Here is a 17,933-nt window from a genome sequence, read left to right as displayed (position 1 = left end):
ACTTTTATGAGCGGCCAGGATTTGATAAACTTTCTGAGCCATTTTGAAAATCCTCCGCCTGATCTTATTTTTCTGGATATTAATATGCCCTGCAAAAATGGCAAGGTATGTTTGAAAGAAATCAGGAGTATTCACAAATTTGAACAGGTCCCAATAATAATGTTTACTACTTCCTCTAATGAGAAGGATATTCAGGAAACCTTCTCGTATGGAGCTAACAAGTATGTGTTAAAGTCCGACTTTTTTGAAGATGAAAAAGCCATTTTTAAAGAATTATTTGCTCAATATGAGAAAGGATCTCTTATTCACCCGACAAGAGAAAAATTTCTTTTAAAGAAAACGAACAATATCCCGTAAGATACTTGCTGTCTTTTTACTGTCTCCTCGGGCATGCTTCTTGGATGCCCGATGACACAACCCATAAATCCCCTTTTAACTTTCTACCCGTTTCACAGATTTTTCTTGTAAGAAAAATATCAGGATACTATCACGAAGATCTTTTGAATGTTTAAACAGTATTTTTATTAAAACTCCTCCATGAAAGCAGCGCATCCATAGAGAGTTCAAAGGGTGAATGTATAGCATACAATCCCAACTATTTCAAAATAGGTTCTTAAGTACCCAAAAGCAGGATAACAACTGGCGATTTCCTATTCAAAATCGAAAAATTCTTATCAATTTGTGAATCTCAATAATATTTCTGGATGAAAAAATCGCTGCGTGAACTATTAAATTTAAGAAGAGTATTTATTGGAACAGCCCTGACTCTTTTAGCACTTTGCATTTATTCATTTATTCTAATTGAAAACCTGGTGAATGCCTCTAAAATGATGAATCGCACCAATCAGGCTACGCTTTCGCTTCAAAAAATTGCCCTATATATTACCGATGCTGAAACCAATCAACGCGGTTTCCTGCTCAGCGGCGATTCAATCCTTTTAGATAAAAGGGATCTTGCTTTTGCAACGCTGGATAAAGAACTACAAGATCTTAACAGCCTGATTAATAATGACGAAAGTCAATTAAATGATTTTCATAAGCTGATTGAAGAAATTGATGCGAAGAAGGCCTCGATGAAGATCGTATTAGAATCGTATACGGCGCTTGGAACCGACCCTCGTTTCAGAATGAATATGCTCGATGGCGTTCAAAAAATGGACTACATCAAAAATTCCATTAACCAAATGACTGTTGATCAACAAATATTGCTGAATGAAAGAATCAAAATCTTCCGTCAAACGTCTCAGCTTACCCCTCTTTTTGCAATCCTGCTTATGATTGCTTCCATATTAATCCTGTTGTCTTCTTACCGGAAAATTATAAAGGAGCTGAACAATTCAAAATATTTGCAAACGCAGTTGCAGGAACAAAATAATAAACTTGAAGAACGGACAGCGTTTGCAGAAACCATTCTCAATGCTTCCGTCGCATTTGTTCAGGTTTTCGATAAGGATATGAAATTGATTACATTAAATGACCGGGCACTCAATCTATATGGCCAAAGCCGGGCGAATATGTTGGGGAAACATATGGAGGAAATTGTCCCAAATTTTAAACAAACAGATGCATATCCGGCGGTTATGAAAGCTTTGGAGGGAGAAATAGTTCACTATAAACAATACCTGTCAAAGTTCACCGGCCGTTACTACGAATCCTTTTACGTGCCCTTGAAAAAAGGCGATAATATATGGGGCATAATGATCAGTGCGCATGACATCACTGCCCTCATGGAACTGACAGAACAACTAAAAAGAAAAAATGAAGAATTATCTGACAGAAATGATTTCGTTGAAACACTTATTAATTCATCAGTCGACATCATTTTTGTATTGGACCATGATCTCCGCTATTTATCCGTAAACAAGAAAGCAATGGAAGCCTATTCGCTCTTTGGAAATGTGATAGGAAGCACAATATCGGAGGTTAATCCTCTAATTATACAAAGTCCTATTTATGAAGATATCCAGCAAGCATTCAAGGGCATAGCCGTGCATCGAGAAAAATTTAAATCAGGCACGAGCGAAGAATTTTATACGGCTGATATGATTCCTTTAACGAGACATAGCGAAACGTATGCAGTGATGGTTATACTGCACGACATCACCGACTTTTTACATACGCAGGATGAATTAAAAAGAAGCGAATATCAATATCACCTTATGGTTGGAGAAGTGGAAAACTATGCAATTTTTTTCCTCAGTCCTGAAGGTGAAATTAAAAACTGGAATAAAGGCGCGGAAAGAATAAAGGGTTATAAAGAAGAAGAAATAATCGGAAAGAATTTCTCCATTTTCTTCACTGAAGAAGATCGGGCAAAAAACCTTCCGGAAAAAATTCTTGTTAAAGCCATTCAGGATGGAAAAGCTGTTTACGAAGGATGGCGGATGAAGAAAGATAAAAGTATTTTTTGGGCGAGCATTTCCCTAACTTCATTATATGATGAGGAACAAAAATTAATTGGATTTTCAAAAGTTACCCGCGACCTGACGGAAAGAAGGATTGCCGATGAACAGGCTAAAAAATATGCGGAAGAATTGGAGCGTAAGAACAGCACCCTTGAAAAAATGAACCAGGAGTTAAGTGCATTTGCCTACGTTTCAAGTCACGATTTGCAGGAACCGCTTCGAAAGATCAAAACTTTTTCTGCGAGAATTTTGGAGAAGGAAGAGCAAGCACTTTCCGAAACCGGAAAGGATTACTTTAAAAGAATTCTGATGGCTACCACCCGCATGCAAAACCTTATCACAGATCTGTTGTCTTATTCACGCACTACTACCGATACGCGAAAATTTGAGGAAATTGATATCACGGTGCTCCTTGATGATGTAAAGGATGATTTTAAAGAGTTGATACGGGATAAAAATGCAGTAATTGAATCGGAACCTTTGCACAAAGCAATAGTAATCCCTTTCCAATTTCGACAATTGCTGCATAACCTTATCAGCAACTCACTCAAATTTACGCTACCTGAAAAACCACCCCATATCATCATAAAAAGTGAAACAAAATGGGGAAGAGAATTCAACGAAAAAAAACTTAACCCGGCAGGTAAATACTACCACATGATATTTGCAGATAACGGGATTGGATTTGACACACAGTATGAGGAACTGATTTTTGAGGTGTTTAAACGATTGCATAGCAGGCAGGAATATGAAGGGACCGGCATCGGCCTTGCTATCGTTAAAAAAATTGTAGAGAACCACAATGGAATTATAACGGCAGACAGTGCTATAAACAAAGGGACTACTTTTCACATCTATCTGCCATTGGTATAAATAGCTCACCTGCACAGACGTATTTTCATAATTGGACAGAAGCAGATTACGCATCTCCGTATGCAGGAGAAAGTTTAGTCCTCCCTTTTCAGGAAACTTTTTTCTTGCGCGAACTTAAACTTGCTTTTAATTGAGACATCAGATCATCCGTATTGCGGTGCGCTACGGTTAATTTAGGAGTTACAATCTTTGCACCTTTCGATTTTGCCTTTATTACTTTTAATAATTCGCCTGTGTATTCATCTTTATACTTTTTGAGATCAAACTTTCCAGATAACTGATCGATGAGGGAAATAGCCATCTTTAGTTCTTTGGAATCAACCTTGGATTTTCCGGGAATATTCAATTCGCTATAGTCACGTACTTCCTGGCTAAAACGAATTTTATTAAGCACAATAATATCTTCGTAAGGCTTAAGAATCGCCAACGTTTCTTTATTGCGAAGCACGTAAGTGCCTACACCCACTTTTCCTGTTTTTATCAACCCATCACGCAGGAGCGCATAGGCGCGCAATCCATTTTTGTCGGGTTCGAGATAATAGGGCGTATCATAATAAATGGTGTCGATCTCCTTTTCGAGCAAAAAATCCGATATCTCAATCACCTTCGACTTTTTGGCGCTGGCCGCTGCGAAATCCTTATCTGTGATTATTACATACTTGTTGTTTAGCTTATAGCCTTTCACAATGTTTTCCCATGCGACCTCCTTTCCGGTTTTTTCATTAACACGTTGGAAACGGATATTTGACAAATCTTTTTTGTCAAGCATATCAAAATCCAGATTACTTTCCGCAGTAGCGCTATACATCTTTACCGGAATGTTCACCAAACCGAATCCGATAGCACCTGTCCAAATAGGTCTCATTTTTTATTGATTTATGCAAGGGATGTTTCAAGAATCTTCATCAACACTTTTTCTTCAGCAGCCAGACCACTTTTGCCGTCATCTGTTTCAATTTTATCAAGTTGCTGCAGGTAGCTTTGCAGTTTATTGTTTTCATAAAGTGAAATGATGATGGGATGCACGTAATACTTTTTACAAACAGTTCTTGTATTTCCAAGGTGGGAAGAAACCTGATCGAGCGCTTCCACAATCTTTTTCTTAGTCTCCGTCGCGTTTTCACCCGGCCCCAATTCCCTAAACGCAATTAAGGCCTGCAAACTGCCTGCCCAGGTTCTTAAATCTTTAGAAGTATAATCGCTTCCTGCATATTTGCGGATATAATCATTCACCATTCCGGAATCAATTATGTGATAACCACCGGATTCATCCATGTATTGAAACAATTCCTTTCCCGGAACCTCTTTGCATTTTTTCACAATTGCGGCGAGTTTCTTATTTTTCAGACTGATGTTATGATGAACACCTTTCTTGCCTTTAAATGCAAACCTTATCCGGCTTCCGTCAATTGACACATGCCTGTCCTTAAGAGTAGATAAGCCAAAGGATCCATATAATTTTTCATAGGAAGAACTGCCGACACGAATGGTAGTTCGTTCCATCAGACTCACCACTGCAGCCAAAACTTTTTCCTGGGGAATACCCGGCAATGAAAGGTCTTTCTCCATTTGTAGCCGTAATGCCGGAAGGGCTTTGCCAAAGGCATGCAGCCTGTAATATTTAGTTTGATTTCGCAAAAGATTCCACAATGGATGGTACCTGTATTGTTTTCTCTTGAGCAAATCATAACCGGTTACCTGCAGGTGCCCTTTTTCCGACTTACAAATCCAAACATTTTCCCATGCGGGAGGAATTACCAGTTTTTTAATACGATCCAATTGAACCGGATCATCAATCTCCACATCGCCGGCACGATAGTGAAATGTTTTTCCCTTTCGTTCCCTGGCAATTCCCGGTGTGGTATCGGTTACATAAATCAGATTGATTGTCTCGGCGGCTTTAATCGGGTCTTTTCCGATTCGTCGAATCATCTTCCGGGGCAATTCCTCTATATTTTTAGTAGCAGCAAGCATCACGTTGGTTTTGTCAGCCGTTAATAATTTCTCCACCATTTGGATGCAAAAACTGTCCGGTGATATAGGAAGAATCTTCGCAGGCCAGAAATAGATACGAAGGCGCCACCTCTGCAGGTTCTCCCGCTCTTTTCATAGGAACATCGCTTCCAAATTGCGCGTTTTTCTTTGCGCTGAAACTGGAAACTATTAAAGGTGTCCATATCGGTCCAGGGGCCACACCGTTAACGCGAATATTTCTCGATACCAGATTGGAGGATAAACTACGTGTAAAAGAAACAATTGCTCCCTTTGTACTCGCATAGTCAATCAATCCGGGGCTCCCACGGTAAGCTGTAACCGAAGCTGTATTTATGATCGAACTCCCGGCAGGCATATTTTTCAATACTTCCTTCGTAATCCAAAACATAGAAAAAACATTGGTTGAAAAAGTGAGGACTAAATGGTCAGTTTCCAGATCTTCAAGTCTTTCTGTTTCATAATGAATGCCTGCATTATTGACAAGCACATCAATTTTCAAAAATCCTTTTACTGTCTTTTGTACTGCTGATTTACAATTACGTTCTTTGGAAATATCAGTGGCGATTAACATACAACGTCTGCCGTGCTCGACTTCAATTATTCTTTTAGTTTCAATTGCATCGCTTTTCTCATTTAAATACACGATTGAAATGTCTGCACCTTCTTTGGCAAATAAAACAGCTACTGCCCTGCCAATACCACTATCGCCGCCCGTAATGAGCGCTACTTTATTATTGAGTTTACCTACACTTGGTATCCCCTTATTTTCAAATACCGGTTTAGGTTGCATTTTGAATTCATAACCTGGTCTTTGCTGTTGCTGAGGTTTTCGCAAAGTTTTCTTCGAATTCGACTTTTGCATCTGGGAAGAAATTAAAAAATAGGACGCTCAGAGGTGCTCATGGAATCACGTAATGATTTTACATATAAATGAGCCTCTTGCAATTCTCTCTTTTGTTTTGAAATAAGTTGTCGGATATTGACAGGCAGAATGACATCCGCTGTCAAAGCATCATCATAGGTTCTCAGCGCAACGTCTTCTCCATATTCGCAGGAGTTTAAAATAGCTTGCCTGTCATTACCGGCAATTGCCGCTTTCACATCCATCCAAATGCGATATATTTTACCATCCAGACGTGTTCCTTCAACAGGCTTACCATCTAAAGAATGAATTTCCTGCGCCAGCACTTCAGCGAACTGACTGCTTTGGATGGCATATTTTAAAAAAAGTTCTTTGAGTTGATTGTCTACCGTTTCATTGGCGGCTACTTTATAGCCCTCATTTCTATCGTGGTTGATTTGCACCAGTTCGTTTAGGGTGTCGATAATTTTCTGAGAAGAGTTTTCCATGTTGTTTTTTGCCCTTCATTTTCAACAACTAAACCATTTCTTTTTAAATGTGAATTTTGATACTTTACTATGAGAGTCAGCGACCAAAAAAATAGAAGGGTAAAAAAAGGCGTGAAAATTGTTGAGCGGGTTCCCCAAGTGAGTATGTTACTACTCACATGAAATCTAGTACGCTACAGGGAAGAACATCTTCCTTACTTTGTTAACACTACTTAATTTAATAACTTAACCTGTTTTCAACCCACAAAAAAAATACTTTTTAAAACTATGCAGGCTATTCTGATTATTGATGATGACGTGGATATGTGTTTGCTGTTACAACGGTTTCTATCCAAGAATAATTACCGTGCTGATGTAATCCACAGTGGTGCAAAAGGATTGCAACTCCTTAGCGAACACAAATACAACCTTGTTTTGTGCGATTTCCGGTTGGGAGATACGGATGGCCGTGAAGTATTAAAAACCATCAAAGCGTTGTACCCATCGATACCTGTAATTATTGTCACAGGCTATTCCGATATCCGGATTGCTGTGGACGTTGTTAAATTAGGAGCTTACGATTATGTAACCAAGCCTTTAATTCCTGCTGAGGTGCTGAGCATTATTGAGAAAGCGCTTTCAAGTAGTAATTCACCTTCAGAAATAAATGGATTTTCGAATGTAGCGGTGGAAGAATTAAAAGCCAGGCGCGTAAGCCAGGAAACTACTGAAGATTTCTTTGAAGGCAGCAGCACGGAATCAAAAGAATTATATAAGCAAATACATGTAATCGCGCCTACCAATTACAGTGTAATTCTCTATGGAGAAAGTGGTACGGGTAAAGAAGTGGTTGCTAAAACAATCCACTCATTGAGTGAAAGAAAAGATTATCCTTTTATCGCAATGGATTGCGGAACTCTTACCAAAGAACTTGCAGGGAGTGAATTATTCGGTCACGAGAAGGGCGCGTTTACAGGAGCTGTGGCTACGAAGACAGGCCACTTTGAGATCGCACACAAAGGAACGTTGCTGCTGGATGAAGTGGCCAACCTTCCGTATGATGTGCAGGTATCACTGCTACGCGTAATTCAGGAACGTAAATTCAAACGTGTAGGTGGAATTAAAGACATTGATGTAGACGTTCGAATAATTGTTGCGTCCAATGAAAATTTACAGGACGCTTATAAGAAGGGAAGATTCCGGGAAGACTTGTATCATAGGTTTAATGAATTCAGTATTTATGTTCCTCCTTTGAGAATGCGAAAGGATGACATCATGAATTTTGCCTTGTATTTTCTTGATATTTCGAATAATGAATTGAATAAAAAAATCACTGGCTTTTCTCCTGAAGTGATAACACTTTTCCTGAATTATAGCTGGCCGGGGAATTTAAGAGAGTTGCGAAATATTATCCGCCGGGCGGCTTTGCTTACTGATAAAGGAGACGTGAAAACATCAGCTTTACCAATGGAACTTGCCAACCATCACCTCGTTCCTGATCCAGTTAATGGTTCTGAAAATGCAAGCAGTAAACCGCTCGAAACAGATCTCAAAACCGCCGCCGCTGAAGCAGAGATGGAAGCAATCAGGAGGGTATTGAAACAGGTTAATTACAATAAGACCAAGGCAGCAAAAATTTTGAACATTGACAGAAAAACTTTGTATAATAAAATGCGCCATCTTGAAGAATAAGAGTTTCATTAATTCCTCACTATGGGAAAGAATACCACAACCTATCAAAATAAACCAGCGGGACTTGTTTCCTAAACCTTACAATTCCTTAATTTAAAGAGAAGAACACTTGTTAATAAAGATATACTATAAGTTACCCGTTATTGGATGCGATCTTGCAATCAAATTACATGATAAGTTGATTTGGATAAAACGATAAAATGAAACCGCATAAAAATATAGTATGAAGGACAATACTAACGTGCTGATTGTAGACGATGAAGAGGAAATTTGTATCCTGCTGGCTGCCATTATTAAAAGAAGCAACCTGACGCCTGTATTTGTACATAATATCTCTGATGCTATTCAGATGGCTGCTAAGATAAAACCGTATCTGACCTTCCTTGATATCACCTTACCGGATGGAAATGGGCTCGACTTACTCAGTAAATTTTCTTTTCAATATCCGGCGATGAAAGTGGTAATCATCAGTGCTTTTGATGAGTATAAGAGTACCGCGTTAAACATAGGTGCGCATAGTTTTTTGTCTAAGCCGTTCACCAAGAATTCCGTAACGGATCTGCTTACTTCTAAAGTGTAGATATTGTGTATCAGAATTTTATTTCCCATTTCGTAGAATAATCTCCCCTCCATTTTACTCAACTTTGTATTTTTCTAATAAAATTGGCCCTTCAATTAATATTTCCCCCGCGTTTGAATAAAAATAAATGAAAATCAGAATTGGCAGGGTTTTGATAAGTGTATCTGCATTGTTAGCATTTTTCTAAAATAAAATAACATGAACAACCTTCTTTACATTATTGCCGTGATACTTATTATTGGATGGGCATTGGGATTTTTTGTCTATTCAGCAGGGTCCATCATACATGTTTTATTGGTAATTGCGGTGGTTGCAATTCTTGTGCGGGTCATCAGGGGTAATAATCCTATCTGATTTTTTAAAAAAATAAAAAAATAATCAGCTTATGAAATCTGAAATCATGAAAGGAAACTGGAACGAAATAAAAGGAAAATTAAAGCAACAATATGCTGATCTCACCGATGATGATCTGCTGTATGAGGAGGGGAAAGAAGACGAGTTGTATGGTAAGCTACAGAAGAAATTAGGAAAAACAAAAGAGGATATACAAAAACTCTTTGAAGGTACTCTTTAGTAAATTGGCCAGATATGGGTTTGGTAAACTAATTTACTGAAAGGGGTGGTTACAGCCGGTAGTTCTGAAAAGCTATCGGCTGTTTTCTTTTATACAATCCTGGTAATTTAACATGGCTTGTATTATCAACCTGAAATTATTTTTGAAAAGAAAATACCGGTTCCGGCTTCCATTTATGAGGGCTGAAATCAAAGGTGATGATGAATGTAGTTCCACTATTTACCCGGCTCTCCACTTTAATATTTCCTTTGTGGCTAAGTATTATGCTCTGAGTAGTCGTAAGCCCTAAACCTATTCCTTTTGATTTTCCCGTATAATAAGCTTCAAAAATTTTATCTAATTCATCGGGAGCCATTCCTTTACCGTTATCTGATATCGTCACCACACATTTATCGCCTTTACCTTCGGTAGTAAAAATAAGCTTACCCCGTTCTTCTTCCACAGCTTCAATTGCATTAATAATGATATTGAGTAGTGCAATTTTCACCTGTTCACGGTCTACATACACATCACATATGTCGTCGGAATATTTCTTTTCGATCTTAATTTTCTTAAGCTCTAACCGGTCGTGCGCAAGCTCAAGTGTTTCGTCAATTAATGCATTGATCGACAGATCTTCATAATTCAACTTCTCAGACTTGGTGGAGTTGAGCAGGTTAATAATAAGCTGGTTGATTCGGTTGCAATTGCGATCAATCATTTCTATCAGGGTTAATATTGACTCTGAAGGATTGGTCAGTTCATCCTGCAATTGCTGAAGAGCGAGCTTTACATTGGTAAGTGGATTCCTGATTTCATGAGCAATCACCTGGGCCATCCTTCCGGTGAGCGCAAACTTTTCAGCCATGCGTAAATTCTGCTCGTGCCCCAGTAATTTTTCCTGGGTTTGCGCTTGTTTTATGGAGTATCGCATGCTGCGTTCCAGGATGTTGGAATCAATCTGTCCCTTAACCAGGTAGTCAGATGCACCTGCATTCATCGCTTCAAGGTCAACCCGTTCATCTCCCTGACCCGTAAAAATGATGACAGGTATATTTGGATTTTTCTTTCGGACTTCTTTCAGAAGTTCAATACCGGTAGATGTACCAAGCATAAAATCAATGAGCAGGATGTCATAAATATTCTCCTCAATTTTTTTGAGGGCATCGTCATAACCAGGCGACCACTCAATGGAATAAGACTGCGTTTCAATGTCGCTGAGTAAATCCTGAATGATCAGAAAATCTTCCACATCATCATCAACCTGCAATACGCGAATCAAATTTTTCATGGGCAAAAAAATTTAAGTTGAGCGCGGGAGTTCTACCACTTCAAACCAATAATTACCGATCGCCTTCATTACATCAACAAGCGCTTTGTAGGTTACTGGTTTAATAACAAAACTGTTTACACCAAGCTCATAAGTCTTTATCACATCTTCCTCTTCCTTGGAAGTTGTAAGAATTATTACCGGAATTTTCCGGAGTTCAACATTATTTTTAATTTCTGACAGTGCCTGCCTGCCATCTTTGCGGGGCATGTTTAAATCCAGCAGGATGATTCCGGGCTCAATATAACGTTGCATTCCTACTCCTGCTTTTTTGTTAAGCAGGTAATCCATAAGCTCTTCTCCGTCCTTTACAAAAATAAGATCATTGGGCACATTGCATTCCTCAAAAGCTTCCCTGATAATCTCCTGATCCTCTTCATCGTCTTCAGCTATAAGAATAGGTTCTGATCTCTTCAACTTTTTCATTAGGTTCATTCTGATTAGAATTTTGTTTTAATGGTAATGTAATAATGAAGGTTGCACCTTCTCCGGATACTCCATTGGCAACGATTGTGCCTTTATGGTTTTCTACAATTTTTTTACAGAGCGCAAGTCCTATACCGGTGCCTTCATATTCACTTTTACCATGTAAGCGCTGAAAGATCTGGAATATTTTATCCTGGTATTTTTCATCAAATCCAATTCCATTGTCGCGTAATATTATACGACAATGAGTGGGTTCATTTTTAACATTTTGGGACACAACTCCGGAATTTGAAAGCATTTCACATTCAATGGTAATAATGGGTGGCCTGCCTTTCACTACAAACTTCAACGAATTTGCAATCAGGTTCTGAAACAATTGCTGAAGCTGAACTTTCATCCCTTCGATCATAGGTAATTTTGCACACGAAACAACTGCGGATTGCTGCTGTATTAAAACTTCCAGGTCATTTAATATTTCACTGATCAGTTGATTGAGATTAACAGGCTTGTTCTCAAACTGGATAGTGGACATCCGGGAAAAGCTAAGCAGGTCGCTGATCAGCAGACGCATCCGTTGCGCAGCATTATTAATACGGTACAGGTAATTGCGACCGTCTTCACTCAAGGTTTGCCTCTTCCTTTATTTGCAGGCGATCGATGAACGTGAGAATTTTACGCAATGGCTCCTGCAGATCGTGAGAAGCAACATAGGCGAATTGTTCCAGTTCTGAGTTAGAACGTTGAAGTGCCTTGAGGAAATTTTCCAGTTCAATAGCTGATTTCTTAGACTGGGTGATGTCTTGCAAAGTGAGTGTAAATCCATCTCTTAGTTTCACAGCGGTTCCATGAAACCACCGCGAATTACCCATGCTTTCACTTTCGTATTCTCCTTCGAAGGGAACGCCTGTGTTTACGACTGTTTTGTATTGTTGAAATAACTCGTCGAAAGGTTTGCCTTTATAAACCTCGCTATAAAACTTTTCAATAACGGCAGTATCCGGTTTTTTAAGCATTGTCAATGCAGCATCATTCGCTTGAATAAACCGGAAGTCAACGATTTTTCCATTTTCATCACGAACAGCTGCAAATGATTGAATAGCATTTAAAGACGAATTAAAAACACTGTCGAGCAACTGTTGCAACACAAGCCTTTTACGCAATTCCAGCAACGTAAATAGTAGTGGAACTACTACCAGTGCCAGTGCCATAAAAGAAAAAATGGTGATGGTGGTCCTTGTCTGTTTGCGGGATTTTTCCAATTCCGACTTACGAATCTGCATCAACTCCAATTCATTCTGTTTTGATTCCTCTATTTTGCTGGTGATGGCTTGCATTACTAGTTTTCCTTCTAAAATGCCATTAATTGTCATCCTGGACGCATCAAGATTAGTTTTTAAAAGGCCACGCCGTTTCACAATCAGAGAATCAAGAGTCGATAGTCGTTTTAATTGTTTCACATTGTCAGAAACAAGACCATTCAAGGCTTGCATTCTATGATAAATTTCAGGAGCAGCTTTATTGTATACTACGAGGAAAGAAGAATCTCCTGTCAGGATAAATCCACGTTGATTTGTTTCTGCCTCGGTAATTATCGACATCAGGCCATCAAATCCCGAGATGACCTGTTGCGTATGAATTACTTCTTCCACATTCTTTTGCAAATGTGAGATACTGTTCAGAGAAAGATAAATGATTGCCATCACCAATGTAAAAACAATGGAAAAAATAAAGATCATCCTTCGGAAGAGATCACTCTCACCTGGAATCAGCAATTTTTTATCTGGAGGATACTGCCTTACGCCGGTCATAGCTTTTAAATGAAAGCGAATTTAATTCAAATGAACGGTGAATGGCAAAAGAAAAAATGCGAATTGTTAATGGAGTCCTTTTGTAGGACAAAGTTTAAAACAGCTATATCAAGCCAATCAGCACCTCGTTAATCTCAATAGTGAGAGTTGTTAAAAAGAAAAGGGATATTTTTCAAAGTGGCATTTCTGCAAATTCTTGCAAGCAAGCAATACAGTTGTTCTTCATCTACGGGAAATATATGACTGGCTTTTCTTAAGCGGCAAAATACATCCTTTAGTATTTCTTCCGCGACTTTCCAGTCAGGAAAAATTTTCCAGATCACGAGAAGCAATGCATCATGATATACTTCATAGAGTATTTCCAGATCCGTATCCTGCTGTCCTAACCATTCAAATTCTTTAACTTCACTCATTGGCTCCTTTTCGCATTTGTCAGATAACATTTTTCTTAAACGCTTTCATTTAACAGTTTTATGAGAGGAAACCTACCGTCCATCTTTCATTGTTTCCGGTAATTCATTTCTTTTAGAGCATTTTGAAAATCCCAACCCTCGATAATATTAGCCTCCCAGCCGTTGGGATAATTTATGCATTAAGAATTTTTACTTACGGTTGTTTTTTTCTCTATTTCATTAACCTCCGACATAAACTTCTGAACCTCTTCGTCAGCATATGCTCCATACGCATCTGCAAGCGTTCCTTTGATTCCTTCGCTGGTTTCAATCGCATATAAAATAGAATTGGAATCAGGATCACTTTCTCCCTCAAAGCGATAAAAATTTACCACCTTTATTTCTTGCGGTTCATAGGATCTTTCAGCGTTCAGTGCCTGGAGCTTATTTTCCTTCACCATAAAGTTTTCTGTGAATCCTTCCTTTACAAGATTATTAATGCAAGAAATCATTGATTTCATTTCTGCTTTTTCGTTATCCATGCATAGTCAAATTTATTATCATCAAAAAATTTACACAGTCTTGCTTCATCCTTCATTTTTATAGGAATTGTCTTCGGAACCTGGCTGATCTCCTGTTTCAGTGTCTTCAGCGATTGGCTCCTGAACATAATTATCATCGCTTTCATCATGATCTTCTTTTATAGGAGCATGTGCAGGCTGGTCAATTTTTTCCTTTTTCATCGGATCATTCTTATCTCCCTTCTTAGTAAAATCATTGTCTTCTTCTTTCCGCTCAGGCTTTGGTAACGGAGATTCTATTTCTGTAGGCACATTACGATTATCAGATGGTGTTTGGTTTATGCCGTTGCCATTATTATCATTTTTCATATGAATTATTTTTTAGTGAAGAATGATTCTGCATTGTAAAAAGTCGTGCCACAACGCATTCCCTCTTTTTATTTTCAACTGTCCTATTCTTTACCAAAAACATACTTGATTATAATCCATTTGTAAGTGGCTTTTTTACCCAATGCGGGAAGATTACTCTACAGAAATAATCACTGTGAATAACCTCCTGTAATTAATGCATTCGCTTATGGTGGGTTCTTCCGGTTTTTAAAAACTGGCAGGAATTTTAGAAATAGAGAATTGTTAAATTATTATAAACCCTAAAAATTTTAATCATGAATTCTAAAGTATTTGTTGCCGCATTGTCAGGACTTGGAGCAGGTATGGTGATCGGAATGCTCTTCGCGCCTGAGAAAGGTACTGTCGTACGCCAGCGCATCTCAGAGAAAGCATCAGGTTTGAGTGATCAGCTTAAGTCTACCGTTAAAGGCGGTATTGATAAGATTTCTGAACTGGGTGCTACGGCCAGGGAATCATTTGATAACCTTTCAGCTCAAGTCGAAAACCAATAAGCATGTCCGTTCGCTGCACCCGCGAACGGATTCTTTTTTTCCAACCAGCCTTATAATGTTTACTGATGAATAAGACAGAAGAATTATTGCATGAATTGAAAGAATACATTGCGCTGCGGATACGTATAGGGCAATTGATTTTTAGTAATAAAAGCTCAATAGTTGCTTCTTCGCTGATTACTTACATGATCATTTTTATGTTGGCTTTTTTCTTTATACTGGTGTTAACCATCGGCCTCTCCTTATGGATCAGCACTTTGTTTGGAAAATGGTTTATCGGATTTCTCATCATGGCCGGTATTTATCTTTTCCTGGGAGTAATTATTTACAGTTTCCGTAATAAATGGATTCGTCAGCCGATGAATGACCTGATTGTAAAAGAAATTTTTGACGAAGATTAAATCATAACAAACTGCAATGGAAAAAATTAAGACTGCTATTGAACTCAAGAGGAAAATCCGCGAACTGGAATTCAGACGTGTCGAAAAAGAAGAGTTGATAAAAGACCATGTCGGCAGCCTGATAAATTATATCAAGCCCGTAAACGTGCTGAAAAGATCTGTAGTCAATTCATCTATTGTTCAGTCTGCATTTTCCGGGAAAAGCCTGCCGGCCAGCCTGCTGCAGATGGGCGGCGCTTTCCTTTTGAAAAAAGTATTTAAAAATAGAGCCCGCGCAAAGTCAGTTGAATAAATGAATTATGATTGGAAAAGGTGATAACCGACCATCTCATCAATTGGTGATTGGAGAATCTTATGGATTTTTACTCCATATTCAGCAGCAACAGTTTGTAAGAGTTCACGGAAAACAAAAGCAACGGAACCTGTACAACAAAATGGATATCGCGCATAATCCTGATAGTGAGTAATAATATTCCTGAAAAAATCTCTGAAAGATTCTTTTATCAACTCCTGAATGGCAGGGTTTGAAACATGTATTGCTGCAAACGGTACCAGTGAAGCAAGGAAACGGTTTGGGTAAGGTTGCTTGTACAATTGATGAAGCACTTCTTCTCTGTTAAGCGGAGAATAAATTGAAAATGCTTTTTGCAATGTTTCCGGAAGAAGTTTTCGCAAATATTCACGCAAAATTTTTTTACCGATGGCAGCACCACTTCCTTCGTCACCTAATAAATAGCCCAGTGAATCAATATTTTGAATGATTTCTTTTCCATCATAAAGACCACTGTTGGTGCCTGTCCCTAGTATAATAACAAAACCACCATCATTTTTTAACAAGGCTTTTGCTGCACCCAGTAAGTCTGTGCCGATAAAAAGCGTGGTTTGAGGAAAAAAAACACGGAGGGCGTGTTGAACCTGCTGTTTTCGAATTTCAGCACCACAGCCTGCTCCGTAAAAGAAAATGCGGTTGATTACTGTAGGAGATATTAACGGAAGCACCTCTAGCCTGATGACTTCTTCGAGCTCTTCCTTGCCCAAAAAATAAGGGTTCAGGCCACGGGTGGTAAACGCGGAGATCACACCATCATTCATCAACCGCCAATCTGCTTTTGTTGAACCTGAATCAACGATTAATTGAACCATGAATGCTTCTGATTTACCGGACAAATTACGAAAGTCATATCGCAGTGTATATCGTTTTCATCATGAGGCGTAAATAATCATCTGCGGTATGTGAAAATTTTATGAACTTCGCCGCGCATAAAGGCAAAAATTGAAACTGAACCAGTTGCCTTCAAAATCTAAATAAATCATTTTATGTCAATATTGGATTCCATTCAAAAAACATTTCAACCGCAGATTCCAAAATCTTCTTCATTGGTAGTGGTAGGTACGGTGGCTTTTGATTCCATTGAAACTCCTTTCGGAAAATCGGAACGTATCATCGGCGGAGCAGCTACTTATATTTCGTTGGCCGCATCTTACTTCGACAAAAACATCAACCTGATTTCTGTAGTGGGCGGAGATTTCCCCAAAGAACAGATCCTGCTCATGAATGCGCGCGGTGTAAAAACTGAAGGTCTGCAGGTGAAGGAAAATGAAAAATCTTTTTTCTGGAAAGGATCTTATCATCTCGACATGAATACCCGTGATACATTGGTAACCGACCTGAACGTGCTCGCGACTTTTGATCCGTTGGTACCTGAAAGTTACCAGGACTGTGAGTTTCTCATGCTAGGTAATCTTACCCCAACCATTCAAATTACTGTAATCAACAGACTGCGTCGCCGTCCTAAGCTCATTGTGCTTGACACTATGAATTTCTGGATGGAACATACACCGAAAGAATTGGCTGAAGTGTTGACCATGATTGATGTATTGACGATCAACGATGCGGAGGCCCGCGAACTTTCAGGCGAATATTCATTGGTAAAAGCGGCAAAGAAAATTCTGGAACGCGGACCAAAATACCTCATCATAAAAAAAGGAGAGCATGGTGCACTTCTCTTTCATGAAAACAATGTATTCTTCGCTCCTGCTTTACCATTGGAAGAAGTATTTGACCCGACCGGCGCGGGTGATGCTTTTGCAGGAGGATTTATCGGTTACCTTGCACAAACGAACGACATCTCCTATGAAAATATGAAACGTGCCATTATTTATGGTTCCACTATGGCATCTTTCTGTGTGGAAAAATTCGGCACCGAACGGTTGATCAGTATTACTGAAGACGACATAGAAGAACGCGTACAGGACTTCGTGGATCTGGTTCAGTTCGACATTTCGCTGGTCGAGTAAAAAGAGTTTAAAGGGCTTGAAATGTCTGAAGGTTGAAGAGTTTGAAATGTTTAAATTGTTTGAACTGTTTATAGGGTTTATCCAGTATCTAACTATACAATCTAAACAACCTAAACTCCTAAACGAACTAAACCCTTCAAACTCCTAAACCCTTTAAACCCTTCCAACCCTTAGACGAGTTTTCCGATCCGTTCGAATCCTTCAAATACCTGATCAGTATGCGGTGCATCTCTTAATTCTTCCGTGAGATCCTGCCCTGCCCAGTGTTCGTAATGATGTCCGTTGCGCCAGAGCCGGCTATCCGTCAGGTCGTAAATGAATCCATTATAGGCAACCCATATTTGCGGCTTATCCTGTCCATTGCGGAGCGCGAGTTGTGAACGGGTAAATTCAGGCAGTTCAGATTGATTGAGCAATAGCGTTAGATG

23 protein-coding genes (1 of these 23 only partly in view) are annotated in these 17,933 nt (G+C 39.0%); 10 read left to right on the top strand and 13 right to left on the bottom strand.

Annotated elements, in window-relative coordinates; genetic code table 11:
* On the top strand, nucleotides 1-357 hold the 3' portion of the coding sequence (locus IPO83_10920) for a response regulator (GenBank protein MBK9731779.1). Its footprint begins 111 nt before the window's first position; 357 of the gene's 468 nt are visible here — the last part of the coding sequence; its start codon lies beyond the left edge, outside the window; it ends in the stop codon at nucleotides 355-357.
* Between the two features lie 347 nt (nucleotides 358-704).
* The gene (locus tag IPO83_10915; protein ID MBK9731778.1) at nucleotides 705-3,278 is read left to right on the top strand and encodes a PAS domain-containing protein; all 2,574 of its coding nucleotides are present in this window, start codon (nucleotides 705-707) and stop codon (nucleotides 3,276-3,278) included.
* 88 nt (nucleotides 3,279-3,366) lie between these two features.
* Here the strand turns inward: IPO83_10915 and IPO83_10910 are convergent, their stop codons facing one another.
* From IPO83_10910 to IPO83_10895, 4 genes are read right to left on the bottom strand one after another with little or no spacing between them, the layout of a single operon-like run.
* Nucleotides 3,367-4,143, bottom strand: a complete 777-nt coding sequence (locus IPO83_10910) for a Ku protein (GenBank protein ID MBK9731777.1) — start codon at nucleotides 4,141-4,143, stop codon at nucleotides 3,367-3,369.
* A gap of 11 nt (nucleotides 4,144-4,154) precedes the next feature.
* Entirely contained in the window at nucleotides 4,155-5,252 is a 1,098-nt protein-coding gene (locus IPO83_10905; GenBank protein MBK9731776.1) for a DNA topoisomerase IB, read from the bottom strand.
* Nucleotides 5,253-5,265: 13 nt separating this feature from the next.
* Nucleotides 5,266-6,135: an SDR family oxidoreductase gene (locus tag IPO83_10900; GenBank protein MBK9731775.1), complete on the bottom strand. Its 870-nt coding sequence runs from the start codon at nucleotides 6,133-6,135 to the stop codon at nucleotides 5,266-5,268.
* Nucleotides 6,136-6,146: 11 nt separating this feature from the next.
* Nucleotides 6,147-6,623: a PA2169 family four-helix-bundle protein gene (locus IPO83_10895; GenBank protein MBK9731774.1), complete on the bottom strand. Its 477-nt coding sequence runs from the start codon at nucleotides 6,621-6,623 to the stop codon at nucleotides 6,147-6,149.
* Between the two features lie 267 nt (nucleotides 6,624-6,890).
* On the opposite strand from IPO83_10895, the gene IPO83_10890 reads away from it, so the two are divergent.
* The 4 genes from IPO83_10890 to IPO83_10875 all read left to right on the top strand — a co-directional run bounded on the left by IPO83_10890 (nucleotide 6,891) and on the right by IPO83_10875 (nucleotide 9,448).
* Nucleotides 6,891-8,294 (top strand): sigma-54-dependent Fis family transcriptional regulator, encoded by a 1,404-nt coding sequence (locus IPO83_10890; protein ID MBK9731773.1) that lies wholly within the window; start codon nucleotides 6,891-6,893, stop codon nucleotides 8,292-8,294.
* Between the two features lie 223 nt (nucleotides 8,295-8,517).
* A complete protein-coding gene (locus IPO83_10885) occupies nucleotides 8,518-8,874 on the top strand; it encodes a response regulator (protein MBK9731772.1) in 357 nt (118 codons plus the stop codon).
* A gap of 198 nt (nucleotides 8,875-9,072) precedes the next feature.
* Entirely contained in the window at nucleotides 9,073-9,228 is a 156-nt protein-coding gene (locus IPO83_10880; GenBank protein ID MBK9731771.1) for a lmo0937 family membrane protein, read from the top strand.
* A gap of 31 nt (nucleotides 9,229-9,259) precedes the next feature.
* On the top strand, nucleotides 9,260-9,448 hold the full coding sequence (locus tag IPO83_10875; GenBank protein MBK9731770.1) for a CsbD family protein: 189 nt from the start codon (nucleotides 9,260-9,262) through the stop codon (nucleotides 9,446-9,448).
* A gap of 136 nt (nucleotides 9,449-9,584) precedes the next feature.
* Here the strand turns inward: IPO83_10875 and IPO83_10870 are convergent, their stop codons facing one another.
* From IPO83_10870 to IPO83_10840, 7 genes are all read right to left on the bottom strand, one after another.
* Nucleotides 9,585-10,718, bottom strand: a complete 1,134-nt coding sequence (locus IPO83_10870; GenBank protein ID MBK9731769.1) for a response regulator — start codon at nucleotides 10,716-10,718, stop codon at nucleotides 9,585-9,587.
* Between the two features lie 12 nt (nucleotides 10,719-10,730).
* On the bottom strand, nucleotides 10,731-11,183 hold the full coding sequence (locus tag IPO83_10865) for a response regulator (protein ID MBK9731768.1): 453 nt from the start codon (nucleotides 11,181-11,183) through the stop codon (nucleotides 10,731-10,733).
* Nucleotides 11,143-11,808 carry a hypothetical protein gene (locus IPO83_10860; GenBank protein MBK9731767.1) on the bottom strand — a complete coding sequence of 222 codons (666 nt, stop codon included), beginning with the start codon at nucleotides 11,806-11,808 and terminating at the stop codon, nucleotides 11,143-11,145. Before IPO83_10860 ends, IPO83_10865 begins: the two co-directional genes overlap by 41 nt.
* Complete coding sequence (locus tag IPO83_10855) at nucleotides 11,801-12,991, bottom strand: CHASE3 domain-containing protein (protein ID MBK9731766.1); 1,191 nt, start codon at nucleotides 12,989-12,991, stop codon at nucleotides 11,801-11,803. Before IPO83_10855 ends, IPO83_10860 begins: the two co-directional genes overlap by 8 nt.
* Nucleotides 12,992-13,125: 134 nt before the next feature.
* Nucleotides 13,126-13,404, bottom strand: a complete 279-nt coding sequence (locus IPO83_10850; GenBank protein MBK9731765.1) for a hypothetical protein — start codon at nucleotides 13,402-13,404, stop codon at nucleotides 13,126-13,128.
* A 179-nt stretch (nucleotides 13,405-13,583) separates the two neighbouring features.
* The gene (locus tag IPO83_10845) at nucleotides 13,584-13,925 is read right to left on the bottom strand and encodes a hypothetical protein (GenBank protein MBK9731764.1); all 342 of its coding nucleotides are present in this window, start codon (nucleotides 13,923-13,925) and stop codon (nucleotides 13,584-13,586) included.
* A 45-nt stretch (nucleotides 13,926-13,970) separates the two neighbouring features.
* A complete protein-coding gene (locus tag IPO83_10840) occupies nucleotides 13,971-14,273 on the bottom strand; it encodes a hypothetical protein (protein MBK9731763.1) in 303 nt (100 codons plus the stop codon).
* Nucleotides 14,274-14,569: 296 nt separating this feature from the next.
* Between IPO83_10840 and IPO83_10835 the strand changes: the two genes are divergently transcribed.
* The 3 genes from IPO83_10835 to IPO83_10825 all read left to right on the top strand — a co-directional run bounded on the left by IPO83_10835 (nucleotide 14,570) and on the right by IPO83_10825 (nucleotide 15,499).
* Nucleotides 14,570-14,806, top strand: a complete 237-nt coding sequence (locus tag IPO83_10835; protein MBK9731762.1) for a YtxH domain-containing protein — start codon at nucleotides 14,570-14,572, stop codon at nucleotides 14,804-14,806.
* Nucleotides 14,807-14,871: 65 nt separating this feature from the next.
* A complete protein-coding gene (locus tag IPO83_10830; GenBank protein MBK9731761.1) occupies nucleotides 14,872-15,207 on the top strand; it encodes a hypothetical protein in 336 nt (111 codons plus the stop codon).
* Nucleotides 15,208-15,223: 16 nt separating this feature from the next.
* Nucleotides 15,224-15,499, top strand: a complete 276-nt coding sequence (locus IPO83_10825; GenBank protein MBK9731760.1) for a hypothetical protein — start codon at nucleotides 15,224-15,226, stop codon at nucleotides 15,497-15,499.
* A gap of 5 nt (nucleotides 15,500-15,504) precedes the next feature.
* Here IPO83_10825 and IPO83_10820 read toward each other — a convergent pair whose 3' ends face one another.
* Nucleotides 15,505-16,350 carry a hypothetical protein gene (locus tag IPO83_10820; protein ID MBK9731759.1) on the bottom strand — a complete coding sequence of 282 codons (846 nt, stop codon included), beginning with the start codon at nucleotides 16,348-16,350 and terminating at the stop codon, nucleotides 15,505-15,507.
* Between the two features lie 174 nt (nucleotides 16,351-16,524).
* Here IPO83_10820 and IPO83_10815 point away from each other — a divergent pair, with 174 nt between their 5' ends.
* Nucleotides 16,525-17,505, top strand: a complete 981-nt coding sequence (locus IPO83_10815; GenBank protein MBK9731758.1) for a sugar kinase — start codon at nucleotides 16,525-16,527, stop codon at nucleotides 17,503-17,505.
* 170 nt (nucleotides 17,506-17,675) lie between these two features.
* Here IPO83_10815 and IPO83_10810 read toward each other — a convergent pair whose 3' ends face one another.
* Entirely contained in the window at nucleotides 17,676-17,921 is a 246-nt protein-coding gene (locus IPO83_10810; GenBank protein ID MBK9731757.1) for a cytochrome b5, read from the bottom strand.
* Nucleotides 17,922-17,933: the final 12 nt, after the last annotated feature.

The sequence above is a fragment of the Chitinophagaceae bacterium genome (assembly GCA_016717285.1).
Taxonomy (GTDB): Bacteria; Bacteroidota; Bacteroidia; order Chitinophagales; family UBA10324; genus JACCZZ01.
This window is presented reverse-complemented; position numbering and strand designations above follow the sequence as displayed.